The following is a 13,839-nucleotide window of genomic DNA, read 5'->3' as shown; positions in this document are numbered from 1 at the left end:
CCCGGATTCATTCCGGGTCTGCTGCGGTGTTTTCCGCCTTTCATGCTCGCACACCCCGCGCCGGATCGGGAATGTGTCACATCGACGCGATCACCATCGTCAAACTGACGCGAAGCAGTTATGATAGATAGCGTCATTTTGACGACAAGGCCCTTCCCGGCCGTCCCGCAGAACAGAAAGGGTGCGTGACGTGACCACCGCCCAGCCCTTGGACTTCCAGGCCCCCGCTCCCTCGCCGCTCGCGCTCCTGCTGCTCGGCCGCGAGGCCGACCCGAAGAGCGAGCGGGGCGTGGAGTGCCCCGGCGACCTGCCGGCGCCCTCCGACCCGGACCTGGTGGAGCGTGCCCGAGCGGCCAAGGCGAAGCTCGGGGACAAGGTCTTCGTGCTCGGCCACCACTACCAGCGCGACGAGGTCATCGAGTTCGCGGACGTGACCGGGGACTCCTTCAAGCTCGCCCGCGACGCGGCCGCCCGCCCGGACGCCGAGTACATCGTCTTCTGCGGCGTGCACTTCATGGCCGAGTCCGCGGACATCCTCACCACCGCCGACCAGCAGGTCGTCCTGCCGGACCTCGCGGCCGGCTGCTCGATGGCCGACATGGCCACCGCCGAGCAGGTCGCCGAGTGCTGGGACGTGCTGACCGAGGCGGGCGTCGCGGACGTGACCGTCCCCGTCTCGTACATGAACTCCTCGGCCGACATCAAGGCCTTCACCGGCAAGCACGGCGGCACGATCTGCACCTCCTCGAACGCCGAGCGGGCGCTGACCTGGGCCTTCGAGCAGGGCCAGAAGGTCCTCTTCCTGCCGGACCAGCACCTGGGCCGCAACACCGCCGTCCGCGACCTGGGGATGTCCCTGGAGGACTGCGTCGTCTACAACCCGCACAAGCCGAACGGCGGCCTGACCGCCGAGGAGCTGCGCGGCGCGAAGATGATCCTGTGGCGCGGGCACTGCTCCGTGCACGGCCGCTTCTCGCTCGACTCGGTCAACGACGTGCGCGAGCGCATCCCGGGCGTCAACGTCCTGGTGCACCCCGAGTGCAAGCACGAGGTCGTGGCCGCGGCCGACTACGTCGGCTCCACGGAGTACATCATCAAGACCCTGGAGGCGGCCCCCGCCGGCTCCAAGTGGGCCATCGGCACGGAGCTGAACCTGGTCCGGCGCCTGGCGAATCGATTCGCCGGTGAGGGCAAGGAGATCGTCTTCCTCGACAAGACGGTGTGCTTCTGCTCGACCATGAACCGGATCGACCTGCCGCACCTGGTGTGGGCGCTGGAGTCCCTCGCGGACGGCAAGGTCGTCAACCGGATCGAGGTCGACCCGGAGGTGGCGGCGTTCTCGAAGCTGGCGCTGGAGCGCATGCTGGCGCTGCCGTAGCCGTGACCGCCGCCGTTCCGGGGCCCCGCGGCGGGCCCCGGCGGGCGGCTCCGGCGGCTAGTCCGTCCTCGGCCGGACCAGGCCCGACTCGTAGGCGATGACCACGAGTTGGGCCCGGTCCCGCGCCCCCAGCTTCGCCATCGCACGGTTGACGTGCGTCTTGACGGTCAGCGGGCTGACCTCCAGCCGCTCGCCGATCTCGTCGTTGGACAGCCCGCCCGCGACGTGCACGAGCACCTCCCGCTCCCGCCCCGTGAGCGCGTCCAGCCGGGCGGGTCGGCCGCCCTCCGGCCGCGCGGACTCGCCCGGCTGGGCGAGGAACCGCGCGATGAGCCCCTTCGTCGCCGCGGGCGACAGCAGCGCCTCCCCCGCCCGCGCCACCCGGATCGCGGCCAGCAGCTCCTCCGGCTCGGCGCCCTTGCCGAGGAAGCCCGAGGCGCCCGCCCGGAGCGACTGCACCACGTACTCGTCGACCTCGAAGGTCGTCAGCATCACCACGCGCACGTCCGCGAGGGCCGGGTCCGAGCAGATGGCCCGGGTCGCCGTCAGGCCGTCCGTGCCCGGCATCCGGATGTCCATCAGGACCACGTCCGGGGCGTGCCGCCGGGCCAGTTCGAGGGCCTCCGCGCCGTCGGCGGCCTCCCCCACGACGGTCATGTCCGGCTCCGAGTTCACCAGGACGCGGAACGCGCTGCGCAGGAGGGCCTGGTCGTCGGCCAGGAGGACGCGAATGGGGCGCTCGTGATCAGCCATGGACCACAAGGGTACGGAGCGCTCAGCGCAGCGCGAGCGCCTGTCCCGCGACCACCAGCAGGACGTGTTCGCACTCCCCCGCGACCGCCGTGTTCAGCCGGCCCAGCTCGTCGCGGAAGCGGCGGCCCGACGCCGTCGCGGGCACGACGCCCGAACCCACCTCGTTGCTCACCAGCACCACCGTGCGCCGCGTGGCCCGGACGGCCGCCACCAGCTCCGCCACGCGCACGGCCAGGGCGTCCTGGCCGCCGTCGGCCCACGACTCGTCGTCCCACGCGCCCACGGAGTCCATCGCGTCGGTGAGCCACAGCGACAGGCAGTCCAGCAGCAGCGGCGGGCCGTCGGCGGCCAGCAGGGGTACGAGGTCGGTGGTCTCCGCCGTGCGCCAGGAGCCCGGCCGGCGCTCGCGGTGCAGGGCCACCCGCGCCGCCCAGTCGGCGTCGCCCGGGCGGGTGCCGCCCGTGGCCACGTAGAGCACCTCGGGGAAGGACTCCAGCCGCCGCTCGGCCTCCACGGACTTGCCCGAGCGGGCGCCGCCCAGCACCAGGGTGCGCCGGGGCAGGTCCGGCACCGCGTGGTAGTCGCCGACGACGAGCGTGGTGCCGTCGGGCACGGTCCGGGCGCCGGCCGCGGCGAGCTGCCGGTGCAGTTCGCGGCCGGGCGGCACGTCGTGGTCGAGGTGGACGGCGATCACGTCCGTCGTCGCCGCGACGGCCCCCGCCGCGCGCAACCGGGCGAGCGCGTCCGGCCGGCCGATCACGTCGAGCAGCACCATGTCGTAGCGGACGCCCGGGGCGGAGCCGTGGGCCGGGCCGTTGTTCAGGCCGGCGGGTGCCGCGCCCGGCGGGAGGTAGAGCAGGCGCTCGCCGTCCGCGGCGGTCACCTCGTAGCCCGTGCCCGGGGCGTCCAGGGCGACCGCGCGGATCCGGTGGCCGCTGATCACGGCCAGTTCGCGGCCGTCCGGCACCCGGCCGGGCGCGGGCAGGCCCGCCGGGAACTCCACGGCGGGCCCGTCGTGCGGGTGGGAGAGCAGGACCTGCCGGACGCCGGCGATGGACCGGCCCGCGCGAGCCGCGGCGAACGCCGGCCCGGGGGTGAGGTCCAGCAGCAGCGCCCCGTCGACGAGGACCGCGGTCGCGGCCCGCGCCTCGTCGCCGACGGCGGTGGCGCAGGACGCGCAGGGGCAGTCGGGGCGCGGCAGCCCGTCGGGGGCTCCGGTGCCCAGCAGTGTCAGTTCCACGCACTGATCGTCTCGCGTCCGCGGGCCGCGGGCGCGCGGGGCTCACCCTTTCTCGCCGCGGGCGGCCCGTTAGGCTGCGCAACGCAGCACGTCTGCAGGACCGAATCCAGTACGTTCCGGTGGGACTCAGGAGGCGCACATGGCGTGGGTGTGGCGGTTCGAGAAGGCCGACGGGACGGAGACGTCCCCCGCGGTGGAGCCGGAGGAGTTCAGCACGCAGGGGGACGCCGAGTCGTGGATCGGTGAGGTCTGGAAGGACCTCCTGGACGGCGGCGCCGAGCAGGTGACCCTGTTCGAGGACGACACGGAGATCTACGCGATGAGCCTGCGCGCGGCGGCCGAGAGCTGATCCGGCGGACACCCGGTCCGCCGTCCCGCGGGACGGCGGACCGGGTCACATCTCTCCGAGGGTGACGGTCGTGGTGCGCGCGTCGCCGTTGCGGTGGTAGGACACCTCGGCTCTGTCGCCGGGCTTGAAGCCGGCGAGCGCCTCGGACAGCGACTGCATCGTGGTGATGTCGCTCTTGCCCACGCGGGTGATGACGTCCCCGGCCCGCAGCCCGGCCCGGTCCGCGGCCCCGTTCTGGTTCACGGAGACGACCTCGACGCCCGCGGGGCTGAAGTCGGGGCCGACGATGGTGCGCGCGGTGATGCCGAGCGCGGCGCGGCCGGAGTCGGTGACGCGGCCGTTCTTGACGATCTGCCCGGCGATCGTGCGGACGGTCGCGGCCGGGATCGCGAAGCCGATGCCGGGGGCCGCGCCCTGCCCGAGCTCCGGGTCGGTCGCGGCGAGCGTGGGAATGCCGATGACCTGGCCCGCGAGGTTGACGAGCGCGCCGCCGCTGTTGCCCGGGTTGATCGCGGCGGACGTCTGCACCATGTTCGCGATGGTGGCGCCCGTACCGCCACCGCTGCGGCCCTCGCTGACCGTGCGGCCGACGGCGGACACGATGCCCTGGGTGACGCTGCTGGACAGGCCGAGCGGATTGCCCATGGCGAGCACGATCTGCCCGACCTCGACCTTCGTGGAGTCGCCGAGGGTGGCGGGCTTGAGGGTCTTGGGGACGTCGTCGAGCCGGACGACGGCGAGGTCCTGATCGGGATAGCTGGAGACGAGCCGGGCGCCGACGGCTCCGCCGCCGGTGGCCAGGGTGACCTTGAAGGCCTGTGCGGAGCCGACGACGTGGGCGTTGGTGACGATGTTGCCCTTGTCGTCGTAGACGACGCCGGAGCCGAGGCTGTCGCCCGCGGTGATCTGGACGACGGAGGGCAGGACGTCCTTGACCACCCTCTCGTAGGCGGCCTGCAGGTCCCCGGCGGAACCGGGGACGGTGGGTGCGCCGGAGGCGGCGGGCGGCGGCTCCTTCTGCGAAGGGCGGGGCGAGGTGGAGGTGGAACAGCCGGCGGTCAGTGCCGCGGCGCAGACGACGGCGGTCACGAGAAGCGCGAGGCGGGCGCGTGGGCCATCCATGTCCGGAGTATCGCCCGCCAGGGGGCGGCCTGTCCCGGCCTGGCCTACGAACGGGTGGTACGGACCGGCCTCCCGCCGGGCTCCGGCACGGCGCCCGTGCCCGTCCTGGCCGGTCCGGCACCCGTACGGGCCGGTACGCAGTGGCGGTTCCCTAACCGCCCCGGACGCCGCACAAATGCAACAGCGCCGCCACCGCCCGGTACGGATCCGTCCGTCCCGCCCGTTCCTCCGCGAGGAGCAACCGGTCCAGCTCCGCGCCCGCCGGGGCGGGCCGGCCGTCCGCCAGGTCGGTGAAGACCCGGACGCCGTACCAGCCGTGCAGCGGCGCCCCGATCCCGGCGAGCGTGCCGGTGAGCGTCTCCAGCCGGTCGGCACGGACCTCCAGGCCGATCCGGTTCGTGTACGCGGGAGAGTCGAACGCGGCGAGCGCGGTGTCCCAGTCGCCGGCGAGGCCCGGCCGCATGGCCAGGGCGTCGGCGTTGCGCACGAGGAGGGAGAGCAGTCCGCCGGGGGCGAGCACCCGGGCGAGCCCGGCGAGCATCGGATCCGGCTCGGGCACGTACATCAGGACGCCGTGGCAGAGCACGATGTCGAAGGAGCCCGGGGTGAAGTGGACGCCGGTCTCGCGGCCGTCGCCCTCGATGAGCCGCACCCGCTCGCGGATGCCCTCCGGCTCGGCGGCCAGCGCCTCGCGGAGGGCGCCGAGCAGCACGGGGTCGGACTCCAGGCCCGTGACCTCGTGGCCGGCGCGGGCCAGCCGCAGCGCCTGCGTGCCCTGGCCGGGGCCGACGTCGAGGACGCGCAGCCGCCGCCCGACGGGGTAGCGGGCCCTTATCTGCTCATCGAGCTGGCGGGCCACCAGCTCCTGGCGAACGGTGTTCCTCCCACCCGTCACCCGCCACCACCCTTCAGTGGAAGCGCTGCGCGCCCTTTTAATCCGAGCCCCCGCAACCACCCCTCCGCGCCGGCGCCGAAGCCGGGCGCGAAGGCGCTCAGGGCTTCTCCCCGCGCGGCTTCTCCCCACGCTTGACCTGCGGCTTGGGCAGACGCAGGCGGCGCATCTGCAGCGTGCGCATGAGGCCGTAGGCCACGGCGCCGCGGGTGTTCTCGTCCGGGAAGCGCTGCTTGAGGGCGCGCTTGAGGGAGAGACCGGTGATCAGGGAGTTGATCACGATCAGGGCGATCACGATCATCCACGCGAGCAGCACGTACGTCTGGAACGCGCCGCGGTTGACCATGCTGAGGATCAGGATGAGGACGGCGAGCGGCAGGAAGAACTCGGCGACCGAGTACCGCGCGTCCACGAAGTCGCGGGCGAAGCGGCGCACGGGGCCCTTGTCGCGCACGGGCAGGTAGCGCTCGTCGCCGTTGGCGAGGGCCTCGCGCTGCTTGGCGAGGTCCGTGCGGCGGGTCTCGCGGGCTCGCTTGGCCGCCTCCTTGCGGTTGGCGGGCGTCTGCGCCAGCGAGCGGCGCTGCGAGTTGGCCTCGCTGCGCTTGGGGGTCGGGCGGCCCTTGGGGGCCTGCGGGTCACGGGGCTGCTGGGACGTCTCGGGCCGGCCCGCGGTCACCTTGGCGGCGGCGGCCTGCTCGTCCTTGGAAGTGGAACGGCTTCGGAACACGAAACCCAAGGGTACGGGGTACGGGGAGGGGGGCGCGGTCCCTGCGGGGGAACGATCCGGCAACGGCGGCCGTTGCCCTGGTTGTTCCCCGGTTCTCCCCCGGGTTGTTCCCTGGTCGTGCGTCTACTCCCTGCGCCGGAGGGCGGCGGTCCCGTGATCGTCCTGGAGGAGGAGCGCATCCGCGCCCGAACAGTGCGGTAATGGAAGCAGGGCCCGTACTGTGGGGTCTGCAAGGTGTGCTGGAGCCGAAGTCCGTCAGAAGGGGGCGCGCGAGGCCCATGAGCGGTGTCATGAAGCGTATGGGGATGATTTTCCGCGCGAAGGCCAACAAGGCCCTGGACCGGGCCGAGGATCCGCGCGAGACCCTCGACTACTCGTACCAGAAGCAGCTGGAGCTGCTCCAGAAGGTGCGCCGCGGCGTCGCGGACGTGGCCACGTCCCGCAAGCGCCTGGAGCTGCAGCTCAACCAGCTCCAGGGCCAGTCCTCCAAGCTGGAGGACCAGGGCCGCAAGGCCCTCGCGCTCGGCCGCGAGGACCTGGCGCGCGAGGCCCTCTCCCGCCGGGCCTCGCTCCAGCAGCAGGTCAGCGACCTGGAGACGCAGCACCAGACCCTGCAGGGCGAGGAGGAGAAGCTCACCCTCGCCGCGCAGCGCCTGCAGGCCAAGGTCGACGCCTTCCGCACGAAGAAGGAGACGATCAAGGCCACCTACACCGCCGCCCAGGCCCAGACCCGGATCGGCGAGGCCTTCTCCGGCATCTCCGAGGAGATGGGCGACGTCGGCATGGCCATCCAGCGCGCCGAGGACAAGACGGCCCAGCTGCAGGCCCGCGCCGGCGCCATCGACGAGCTGCTCGCCTCCGGCGCGCTCGACGACCCCACGGGCATGGCCAAGGACGACCTCACCGCCGAGCTGGACCGCCTCTCCGGCGGCTCGGACGTGGAGCTGGAGCTGCAGCGGATGAAGGCCGAGCTGGCCGGCGGCAGCGCCCCCAAGCAGGCCATCGAGGGCGGCGGCGCCGGCAGCGGCCAGGCCGCCCCGCACGCCGAGCAGGAGCGTCCGCGCTTCGACAAGCAGTAGTCCCACCGGCATCTGCAGCACCCGACCGAGGGAGAGACCGTCATGATCGTACGGATCATGGGGGAAGGGCAGTGGAAGCTCGCCGACAGCCACTTCACCGAGCTCAACAAGCTCGACGACGAGCTGCTGGAGGAGATGGAGAGCGGTGACCAGGAGGGCTTCCGCCGCACGCTCGGCGCCCTGCTGGAAGCCGTGCGCCGGCTGGGCAGCCCGCTGCCCGACGACGCCCTCGAACCCTCCGAGCTGATCCTGCCCGCGCCGGACGCCTCGCTCGACGAGGTGCGGCAGATGCTCAGCGACGACGGCCTCATCCCCGGCTGACCGTCCGGGCCCGCTCCGCCCGGTACCGGCACTCCAGCACCCCGCCGCGCCCCTGTCCCCCGTACGGGACGGGGGCGCAGCCACGAGACGGGATCCCGATGAGCTCCCTCACCGTCCCCGGCATGGCCCGCCCGCACCGGTGGCTGCGGGCACACCCGCTCGCCGCCGACGCGCTGCTGGCCCTCGCCGTCTACGCGATCGTCCTGATCGGCTCCTTCGCGGGCCGCGGCCGCGCCGCGCACGCGCCCGGGCCGTGGTTCCTGCTGCTCTGCGCGCTGGCCTGCGGTGCGCTGGCGGCCCGGCGCTCCTACCCCCGCACCGTCCTCGGCGTGACGTCGGCGCTGACCCTGGCCGAGATCGTCGCCGACCGGGGCGGCCCGCCGCGCACGCAGATCGCCACGGCCGTCTTCGTGGCGCTCTACACGATCGCCTCGCGCACCGAGCGGGCCGCGGCGTGGCGGTTCGCCGTGGCCACGGTCGCGGTCCTCACCTGCGCCGCCCTGCTCTTCGGGGTGCCGCCCTGGTACTCCCCCGAAAACCTCGGCCTCTTCACCTGGACCGCGCTCGCCGGAGCCCTGGGGGACGCCGTCCGCAGCCGGCGGGCCTACGTCGCGGCGATCGAGGAGCGGGCGGTACGGGCCGAGCGGACGCGCGAGGAGGAGGCGCGGCGGCGGGTGGCGGAGGAGCGGCTGCGGATCGCGCGCGAGCTGCACGACGTCGTCGCCCATCACATCGCGCTGGTCAACGTCCAGGCCGGGGTCGCCTCGCACATCATGGACAGCCGCCCCGACCAGGCCAAGCAGGCCCTCGCCCACGTACGGGAGGCCAGCCGCTCGGCGCTGTCGGAGCTGCGCGCGACGGTGGGGCTGCTGCGGCAGTACGGCGACCCCGAGGCGCCCACGGAGCCGGCGCCCGGGCTGGGCGTCCTCGGGCAGCTCGTCGACGGGTTCGCCCGGGTGGGGCTGGAGGTGACGGTCACCGGCCGGCCCGGTGCCGCGCTGCCGGCGGCGGTCGACCTGGCGGCCTACCGCGTGGTCCAGGAAGCCCTCACGAACGTGCACAAGCACGCGGGGCCGGGGGTGCGTGCGGAGGTCACCCTGGCCCGGGGGGCCGACGCGCTGGCGGTGACCGTCCTGGACGACGGCGCGGGGTGCCCGCCGGCCACGGCGCCGACGGGCGGGCACGGCCTGCTCGGCATGCGGGAACGGGTCACGGCCCTGGGCGGCGTGTGCACGGCGGGCCCGCGCGAGGACGGCACGCCGGGCTTCCGCGTCCACGCGACGCTTCCCCTGCGGGGCGCGCCCGTGCCCTCGGGCCCACCGGGCACCGGGCGCCCTTGACCGGTCGCTGCCCCGCGCCACCCCTCCGCCGCGGCGGTGGACCACCCCCACCGGCGCCACCGGCGGTGCCCGGCCGACCGCGCCCCTCGGGCTTGCACGGCACCGCCGGACAACCCGGCGGGGGCTGAGCACCGCTGCGGCGGATCCAAGGGTCGGGGCAACCCCCACCGGAGGTGACCGGCGGTGGCAGAACGGCCGTAACCCGTACGAGCCGGTTCCAGCCGCCCGGAGGGCGGGTAGGCTCCGGCGGATGAGCGGTCTGAATCTTGATGACTTCGCCACGCTGATCGAGCGCCCCGACCCGGGCGTCCGGCGTGACGCGGAGGAGCGGCGGGAGCGGCTCGGGCTGCGGCCCGGCGCGCTGGGGCGGCTGGACGAGCTCGCCGAGTGGCTCGCGGCCGCGCAGGGGGCCGTGCCGGTCCGCCCGGTGGAGCGGGTGACGGCCCTGGTGTTCGCGGGCGACCACGGCGTCGCGAAGCTGGGCGTGTCCGGCGGCCCGGAAGAGGGCGCGGCCGCGCTCGTCAAAAAGGCCCTCGCGGGCGAGAGCGCGGGCGCGGTCCTGGCCCGCCGGGCGGGCGCCCGGCTGCGCGTCGTCGACATGGCCGTCGACTGCGACCCCGCCGAGCTGCCCGAGGAGGTGACCCGCCACCGTGTCAGGCGCGGTTCCGGCCGTATCGACATCGAGGACGCGCTGACGGCCGAGGAGGCGGAGGCGGCGTTCCGTACGGGGATGGCGATCGCCGACGAGGAGGCGGACTCGGGCACCGACCTGGTGGTCCTGGGCGATCTGAGCGTGGGCGGCACGACCGCGGCGGGCACGCTGATCGGCGCGCTGTGCGGCACGGACGCCTCGGTGGTGACGGGCCGCGGCGGCTTCGGCATCGACGACCTGACGTGGATGCGCAAGTGCGCGGCGATCCGGGACGGCCTGCGCCGGGCCCGCCCGGTGCTGGGTGACCAGCTGGAGCTGCTGGCGGCGACGGGCGGCGCGGACCTGGCCGCTGCCACGGGTTTCCTGCTGCAGAGCGCGGTCCGCCGGACCCCGGTGATCCTCGACGGAGTCGTGTCCGCGGCGTGCGCGCTGGTCGCGCAGCGGGTGGCGTTCCGGGCGCCGGACTGGTGGCTGGCGGGTCAGGCCAGCGGTGATCCGGCGCAGGCGAAGGCGCTTGACCGGATGGCGCTCAACCCTTTGCTCGATCATGGCGTCACTGTGGGCGAAGGGACGGGGGCGCTGCTCGCTCTGCCACTGGTGCAGGCGGCCGCGGCCCTGGCGGCGGAACTTCCCGAGCGCGGCTGACCTCCCCGGCGGCCGGCGTGAGGACCACGGAATCCGTCGCAGACAGTGCCCTGAACGGTTGTCTTTCATGGGAGAAGTCCGCTTGACTCCGGATGAGTGCGCGCCGGGTGACCGGAGGTCACGGCGCGCCGCCGCTTTCGCCGTGTGGTACCTGCGCTTCGTCACGTTCGTCAATCTGCTCAGCGCGGTGTGGGTGTCGTTCGGCGCGGACATCCGGCGTCACAACGACGACGAGTTCTTCACGCCGTACCTGCTGACGGCGGGCTTCGCGTCGGCGCTGTGGTCGTTCGTGATGGCCGTGACGCTGCGCCGGCGCAAGCGCGCCTCGTGGATCCTGAACCTGGCGCTGTCCGGGCTGTTCCTGGTGTTCATGTCGACGCTCATGTACTCGCGGGAGTTCAACCGGCACGCGCTGAACTGGTTCTCGCTGGTGGCCACGGGCCTCTTCGTGGCCGCGCTGGTGGCGGGCCGCAAGGAGTTCTACGCCAAGGGCGACCGGTCGAACCCGAAGCTGGCGGCGATCGTCGCGGTGGTGGGCCTGCTGGTCACGTCGCTGACGGCGGCGCTGCTGGTGCGGGCGGCGAACGACGCCCCGGACGAGTACCGGGCGACGTTCTTCGACCGCTGGCACTACGGCTTCATGCGGCTGATCTCGCTGCAGGTCGACGAGAGCGCGTATCCGGGGCTGAGCGTCCCGGGCTGGGTGGACGTCACGATCAACGTGATGAGCTCGGTCCTGCTGCTGGTCGTGGTGTACGCGGCGTTCCGGGCGCGGCGCGCCACCGACCCGCTCACCGCGGACGACGAGGAGCGGCTGCGCACCCTGCTCGACCGTCACGGGGACCGCGACTCGCTGGGCTATTTCGCGCTGCGCCGCGAGAAGAGCGTGATCTGGTCGCCCAGCGGCAAGGCGGCGGTCACGTACCGCGTGGTGGGCGGCGTCTCGCTGGCCTCGGGCGATCCGATCGGCGACCCCGAGGCCTGGCCGGGGGCGATCGAGCCGTGGCTGGCGGAGGCGCGCGAGCACGGCTGGATCCCGGCGGTGATGGGGGCGAGCGAGGAGGGCGGCACGATCTACGCGCGCCACGGCCTGGACGCCCTGGAGCTGGGCGACGAGGCCATCGTCGACACCGCGGAGTTCACTCTCGAAGGCCGCGCCATGCGCACCGTGCGGCAGGCGTACAACCGCGTCAAGCGCGCCGGCTACACGGTGCGGATCCGGCGCCACGGGGACATCCCGGACGACGAGATGGCGCAGCTGCTGCGGCGCGCCGACGACTGGCGCGACGGGGCGACCGAGCGCGGCTTCTCGATGGCGCTGGGCCGGCTCGGCGACGCGCTCGACGGCCGGTGCGTGATGCTGGAGTGCCATGACGGCGAGGGCGAGCTGCGCGCGCTGCTGAGCTTCGTGCCGTGGGGCCCCAAGGGGCTGTCGCTGGACCTGATGCGGCGCGACCGCGACTCCGAGAACGGCCTGATGGAGTTCATGGTCATCGAGTTGCTGCAGCAGGCGCGGGGGCTGGGCATCACCCAGGTGTCGCTGAACTTCGCGATGTTCCGGTCGGTCTTCGAGCGCGGCTCGCGGCTGGGCGCGGGGCCGGTGCTGCGGGCGTGGCGCTCGCTGCTGAGCTTCTTCTCCCGGTGGTGGCAGATCGAATCGCTCTATCGAGCAAATGCGAAATACCGCCCCATCTGGGAGCCTCGGTTCATGCTGTTCGAGAAGAGCAGCGATCTGCTGCGGATCGGCATCGCGAGCGCACGCGCCGAGGGCTTCCTGGAGGCCCCCGGCCTGCCCAAGTGGCTCAACCGCAAGCGCCTTGAGAGCCGGCGATGAACCGTGCGGCGCTGCGTCGCGCCGCGCGCACCGAGTGGGGCCCGCTGTTCGGGACCGTACGGCGGGCGCTCGTACGCAAGGGGTTCCGGGCGATCCCGATGACGCTGGCGGCCGTCGCCCTCACGGCCGTCTTCCAGATCGTCCAGAACCAGTCGTGGGGCTTCGAGCCGGTGCAGGAGATCGGCTCGGTGCAGGCGCGGCTGACCTGGTGGGTCGCCCTGCTGCGGACGCCACTGTCGCTGTTCGTCCCGGCGCTGGACCTGCCCGTGTGGGGCGCGCTGGCGCAGGTCCTGCTGGTCTTCGGCATCGCGGAGATCTGCCTGGGCAGGTGGCGCACGCTGGCCATCTCGTACGTGGCCACGCTCGCCGGGACGATGTACGCGCGGCTGGCGATCCACATCGGGCCGGACTCGGTGTTCGGGCTGCCGGCCGAGGCCGCCAAGGTCGTGGACACGGGCCCGTCGGCGGCCGTCGTGGGGCTGGCGGTCTTCGTGTCCTGGCGCTACCGGGCCTGGTTCACCTGCGGCGCGGTCGTCCTGGCGATGGTGGCGGAAGTGCTGGTCAAGCCGAATCTGGCGGGCAAGGAGCACATCGCCGCCGTGGCCGCGGTGCTGACGCTGTGCGGGGTGGACGAGGTGCGGCGAAGACGGCGCGAGGCCCGCGCGGAGGGGGACGCCCCGCCGTGCGGGCGCGGTCACGGTCAGCGGTCGGGGGCGCCCGCCAGGAGGTCGTGAAGCCTGTTGCGGACCGCCTCCCAGCGCGCGTCGTGCCGGTAGGCGCGGACCCGGGCCTTGCGGCGGGCCCGCGGGCGGTGGCGGTAGAAGCGCCGCGCCCACGGTGAGCCTGGGCGGGCCAGGCGAAGGGCCCCGAAGAGGGCGACGAACGGGACCACCGCGCCGATCAGGGCGATCCGCGGCTTGCCCTTGGCCAGGGCGAACAGCGCGATCAGGAAGTTGACGAGGACGTTGACGACCACGAGGCCGCGGTCGTGCAGCTCCTCCGGGGTCAGCTCGTTCACCCCGAACGGCAGGAAACCGGCCAGCACCAGGCCCACGAGGGCCGCCGTCAGGACGACGATCTCCACGCTCTTGCGGCCCTGCTCCGTCCAGTAGACGTCGTCCAGGTGCAGGACGAGCGCGAACTCGTCGAGGACGAGGCCCGCGCCCGTCCCGAACAGGACGGCCGCCACCATGGCCCCGAAGCCGTGCCGGCCCGCGGCGACGGCGCCGAAGCCGCCGATCACCGTGAGCACGACGCCCGGCACGACGTGGTGGACGTGCAGCCCGCCCGGGCTGATGTTGCGGAAGGGGCCCCGGCCCGCGCGGATCAGGCGGGTGATGATCCGGGTCACCAGGAAGGTCAGGACGAACGCGGTCAGGGCGAGCAGCAGGGGCAGCTTGCCCGGCTCGACGATGTTGCGGCTCAACCACTGGCCCATGACGCTCGCCCCGCTCCCGATCGGCCCCTCACCGGCAACCTACTGCCCACGGGTGGCCGGATAGTGTGC

At 73.6% G+C, this 13,839-nt stretch carries 14 protein-coding genes; 8 read left to right on the top strand and 6 right to left on the bottom strand.

The window, feature by feature from the left end:
* The first annotated feature begins 190 nt into the window (after nucleotides 1–190).
* The gene (nadA, locus tag ACOTKD_RS06110) at nucleotides 191–1,378 is read left to right on the top strand and encodes a quinolinate synthase NadA (RefSeq protein ID WP_424887825.1); all 1,188 of its coding nucleotides are present in this window, start codon (nucleotides 191–193) and stop codon (nucleotides 1,376–1,378) included.
* A gap of 57 nt (nucleotides 1,379–1,435) precedes the next feature.
* Here nadA and ACOTKD_RS06105 read toward each other — a convergent pair whose 3' ends face one another.
* A complete protein-coding gene (locus ACOTKD_RS06105; RefSeq protein WP_424887824.1) occupies nucleotides 1,436–2,131 on the bottom strand; it encodes a response regulator in 696 nt (231 codons plus the stop codon).
* A 22-nt stretch (nucleotides 2,132–2,153) separates the two neighbouring features.
* Complete coding sequence (locus ACOTKD_RS06100) at nucleotides 2,154–3,371, bottom strand: bifunctional adenosylcobinamide kinase/adenosylcobinamide-phosphate guanylyltransferase (protein WP_424887823.1); 1,218 nt, start codon at nucleotides 3,369–3,371, stop codon at nucleotides 2,154–2,156.
* A gap of 139 nt (nucleotides 3,372–3,510) precedes the next feature.
* Here ACOTKD_RS06100 and ACOTKD_RS06095 point away from each other — a divergent pair, with 139 nt between their 5' ends.
* Entirely contained in the window at nucleotides 3,511–3,720 is a 210-nt protein-coding gene (locus ACOTKD_RS06095) for a hypothetical protein (protein WP_424887822.1), read from the top strand.
* Nucleotides 3,721–3,765: 45 nt separating this feature from the next.
* On the opposite strand, the gene ACOTKD_RS06090 is transcribed toward ACOTKD_RS06095, so the two are convergent.
* The 3 genes from ACOTKD_RS06090 to ACOTKD_RS06080 all read right to left on the bottom strand — a co-directional run bounded on the left by ACOTKD_RS06090 (nucleotide 3,766) and on the right by ACOTKD_RS06080 (nucleotide 6,461).
* Nucleotides 3,766–4,842 carry a S1C family serine protease gene (locus tag ACOTKD_RS06090; RefSeq protein WP_424887821.1) on the bottom strand — a complete coding sequence of 359 codons (1,077 nt, stop codon included), beginning with the start codon at nucleotides 4,840–4,842 and terminating at the stop codon, nucleotides 3,766–3,768.
* Nucleotides 4,843–4,993: 151 nt separating this feature from the next.
* The gene (locus tag ACOTKD_RS06085; RefSeq protein WP_424887820.1) at nucleotides 4,994–5,737 is read right to left on the bottom strand and encodes a class I SAM-dependent methyltransferase; all 744 of its coding nucleotides are present in this window, start codon (nucleotides 5,735–5,737) and stop codon (nucleotides 4,994–4,996) included.
* Between the two features lie 97 nt (nucleotides 5,738–5,834).
* The gene (locus tag ACOTKD_RS06080; protein ID WP_424887819.1) at nucleotides 5,835–6,461 is read right to left on the bottom strand and encodes a DUF3043 domain-containing protein; all 627 of its coding nucleotides are present in this window, start codon (nucleotides 6,459–6,461) and stop codon (nucleotides 5,835–5,837) included.
* A gap of 278 nt (nucleotides 6,462–6,739) precedes the next feature.
* Here ACOTKD_RS06080 and ACOTKD_RS06075 point away from each other — a divergent pair, with 278 nt between their 5' ends.
* The 6 genes from ACOTKD_RS06075 (at nucleotide 6,740) to ACOTKD_RS06050 (ending at nucleotide 13,066) form a co-directional block, all read left to right on the top strand.
* Nucleotides 6,740–7,540, top strand: coding sequence for a PspA/IM30 family protein (locus tag ACOTKD_RS06075; protein WP_424887818.1), 801 nt, complete (start codon nucleotides 6,740–6,742; stop codon nucleotides 7,538–7,540).
* 42 nt (nucleotides 7,541–7,582) lie between these two features.
* The gene (gene pspAA / locus ACOTKD_RS06070; protein WP_424887817.1) at nucleotides 7,583–7,861 is read left to right on the top strand and encodes a PspA-associated protein PspAA; all 279 of its coding nucleotides are present in this window, start codon (nucleotides 7,583–7,585) and stop codon (nucleotides 7,859–7,861) included.
* Nucleotides 7,862–7,959: 98 nt separating this feature from the next.
* Nucleotides 7,960–9,201, top strand: a complete 1,242-nt coding sequence (locus ACOTKD_RS06065) for a sensor histidine kinase (protein WP_424887816.1) — start codon at nucleotides 7,960–7,962, stop codon at nucleotides 9,199–9,201.
* Between the two features lie 250 nt (nucleotides 9,202–9,451).
* Nucleotides 9,452–10,498: a nicotinate-nucleotide--dimethylbenzimidazole phosphoribosyltransferase gene (cobT, locus tag ACOTKD_RS06060; protein WP_424887815.1), complete on the top strand. Its 1,047-nt coding sequence runs from the start codon at nucleotides 9,452–9,454 to the stop codon at nucleotides 10,496–10,498.
* A gap of 67 nt (nucleotides 10,499–10,565) precedes the next feature.
* Nucleotides 10,566–12,332 carry a phosphatidylglycerol lysyltransferase domain-containing protein gene (locus ACOTKD_RS06055; RefSeq protein WP_424887814.1) on the top strand — a complete coding sequence of 589 codons (1,767 nt, stop codon included), beginning with the start codon at nucleotides 10,566–10,568 and terminating at the stop codon, nucleotides 12,330–12,332.
* The gene (locus ACOTKD_RS06050; protein ID WP_424887813.1) at nucleotides 12,329–13,066 is read left to right on the top strand and encodes a hypothetical protein; all 738 of its coding nucleotides are present in this window, start codon (nucleotides 12,329–12,331) and stop codon (nucleotides 13,064–13,066) included. Before ACOTKD_RS06055 ends, ACOTKD_RS06050 begins: the two co-directional genes overlap by 4 nt.
* On the opposite strand, the gene ACOTKD_RS06045 is transcribed toward ACOTKD_RS06050, so the two are convergent.
* A complete protein-coding gene (locus ACOTKD_RS06045) occupies nucleotides 13,033–13,770 on the bottom strand; it encodes a hypothetical protein (protein ID WP_424887812.1) in 738 nt (245 codons plus the stop codon). The genes ACOTKD_RS06050 and ACOTKD_RS06045 overlap by 34 nt on opposite strands.
* Between the last annotated feature and the right edge of the window lie 69 nt (nucleotides 13,771–13,839).

Origin of the sequence: Streptomyces sp. XH2, assembly GCF_049725035.1 — a bacterium.
Classification (GTDB): domain Bacteria; phylum Actinomycetota; class Actinomycetes; order Streptomycetales; family Streptomycetaceae; genus Streptomyces; species Streptomyces roseoverticillatus.
The sequence above is the reverse complement of the archived record's forward strand: the minus strand, read 5'-3'. Positions and strand labels throughout refer to the sequence as shown.

Bases quoted from the DNA above. Each gene is read 5' to 3' on its own strand.
- ACOTKD_RS06105 (WP_424887824.1), bottom strand. From the start codon at position 2,131: ATGGCTGATCACGAGCGCCCCATTCGCGTCCTCCTGGCCGACGACCAG.
- ACOTKD_RS06075 (WP_424887818.1), top strand. From the start codon at position 6,740: ATGAGCGGTGTCATGAAGCGTATGGGGATGATTTTCCGCGCGAAGGCC.
- ACOTKD_RS06050 (WP_424887813.1), top strand. From the start codon at position 12,329: ATGAACCGTGCGGCGCTGCGTCGCGCCGCGCGCACCGAGTGGGGCCCG.
- pspAA (WP_424887817.1), top strand. From the start codon at position 7,583: ATGATCGTACGGATCATGGGGGAAGGGCAGTGGAAGCTCGCCGACAGC.
- ACOTKD_RS06055 (WP_424887814.1), top strand. From the start codon at position 10,566: ATGGGAGAAGTCCGCTTGACTCCGGATGAGTGCGCGCCGGGTGACCGG.
- ACOTKD_RS06095 (WP_424887822.1), top strand. From the start codon at position 3,511: ATGGCGTGGGTGTGGCGGTTCGAGAAGGCCGACGGGACGGAGACGTCC.
- cobT (WP_424887815.1), top strand. From the start codon at position 9,452: ATGAGCGGTCTGAATCTTGATGACTTCGCCACGCTGATCGAGCGCCCC.
- ACOTKD_RS06090 (WP_424887821.1), bottom strand. From the start codon at position 4,842: ATGGATGGCCCACGCGCCCGCCTCGCGCTTCTCGTGACCGCCGTCGTC.
- ACOTKD_RS06045 (WP_424887812.1), bottom strand. From the start codon at position 13,770: ATGGGCCAGTGGTTGAGCCGCAACATCGTCGAGCCGGGCAAGCTGCCC.
- ACOTKD_RS06065 (WP_424887816.1), top strand. From the start codon at position 7,960: ATGAGCTCCCTCACCGTCCCCGGCATGGCCCGCCCGCACCGGTGGCTG.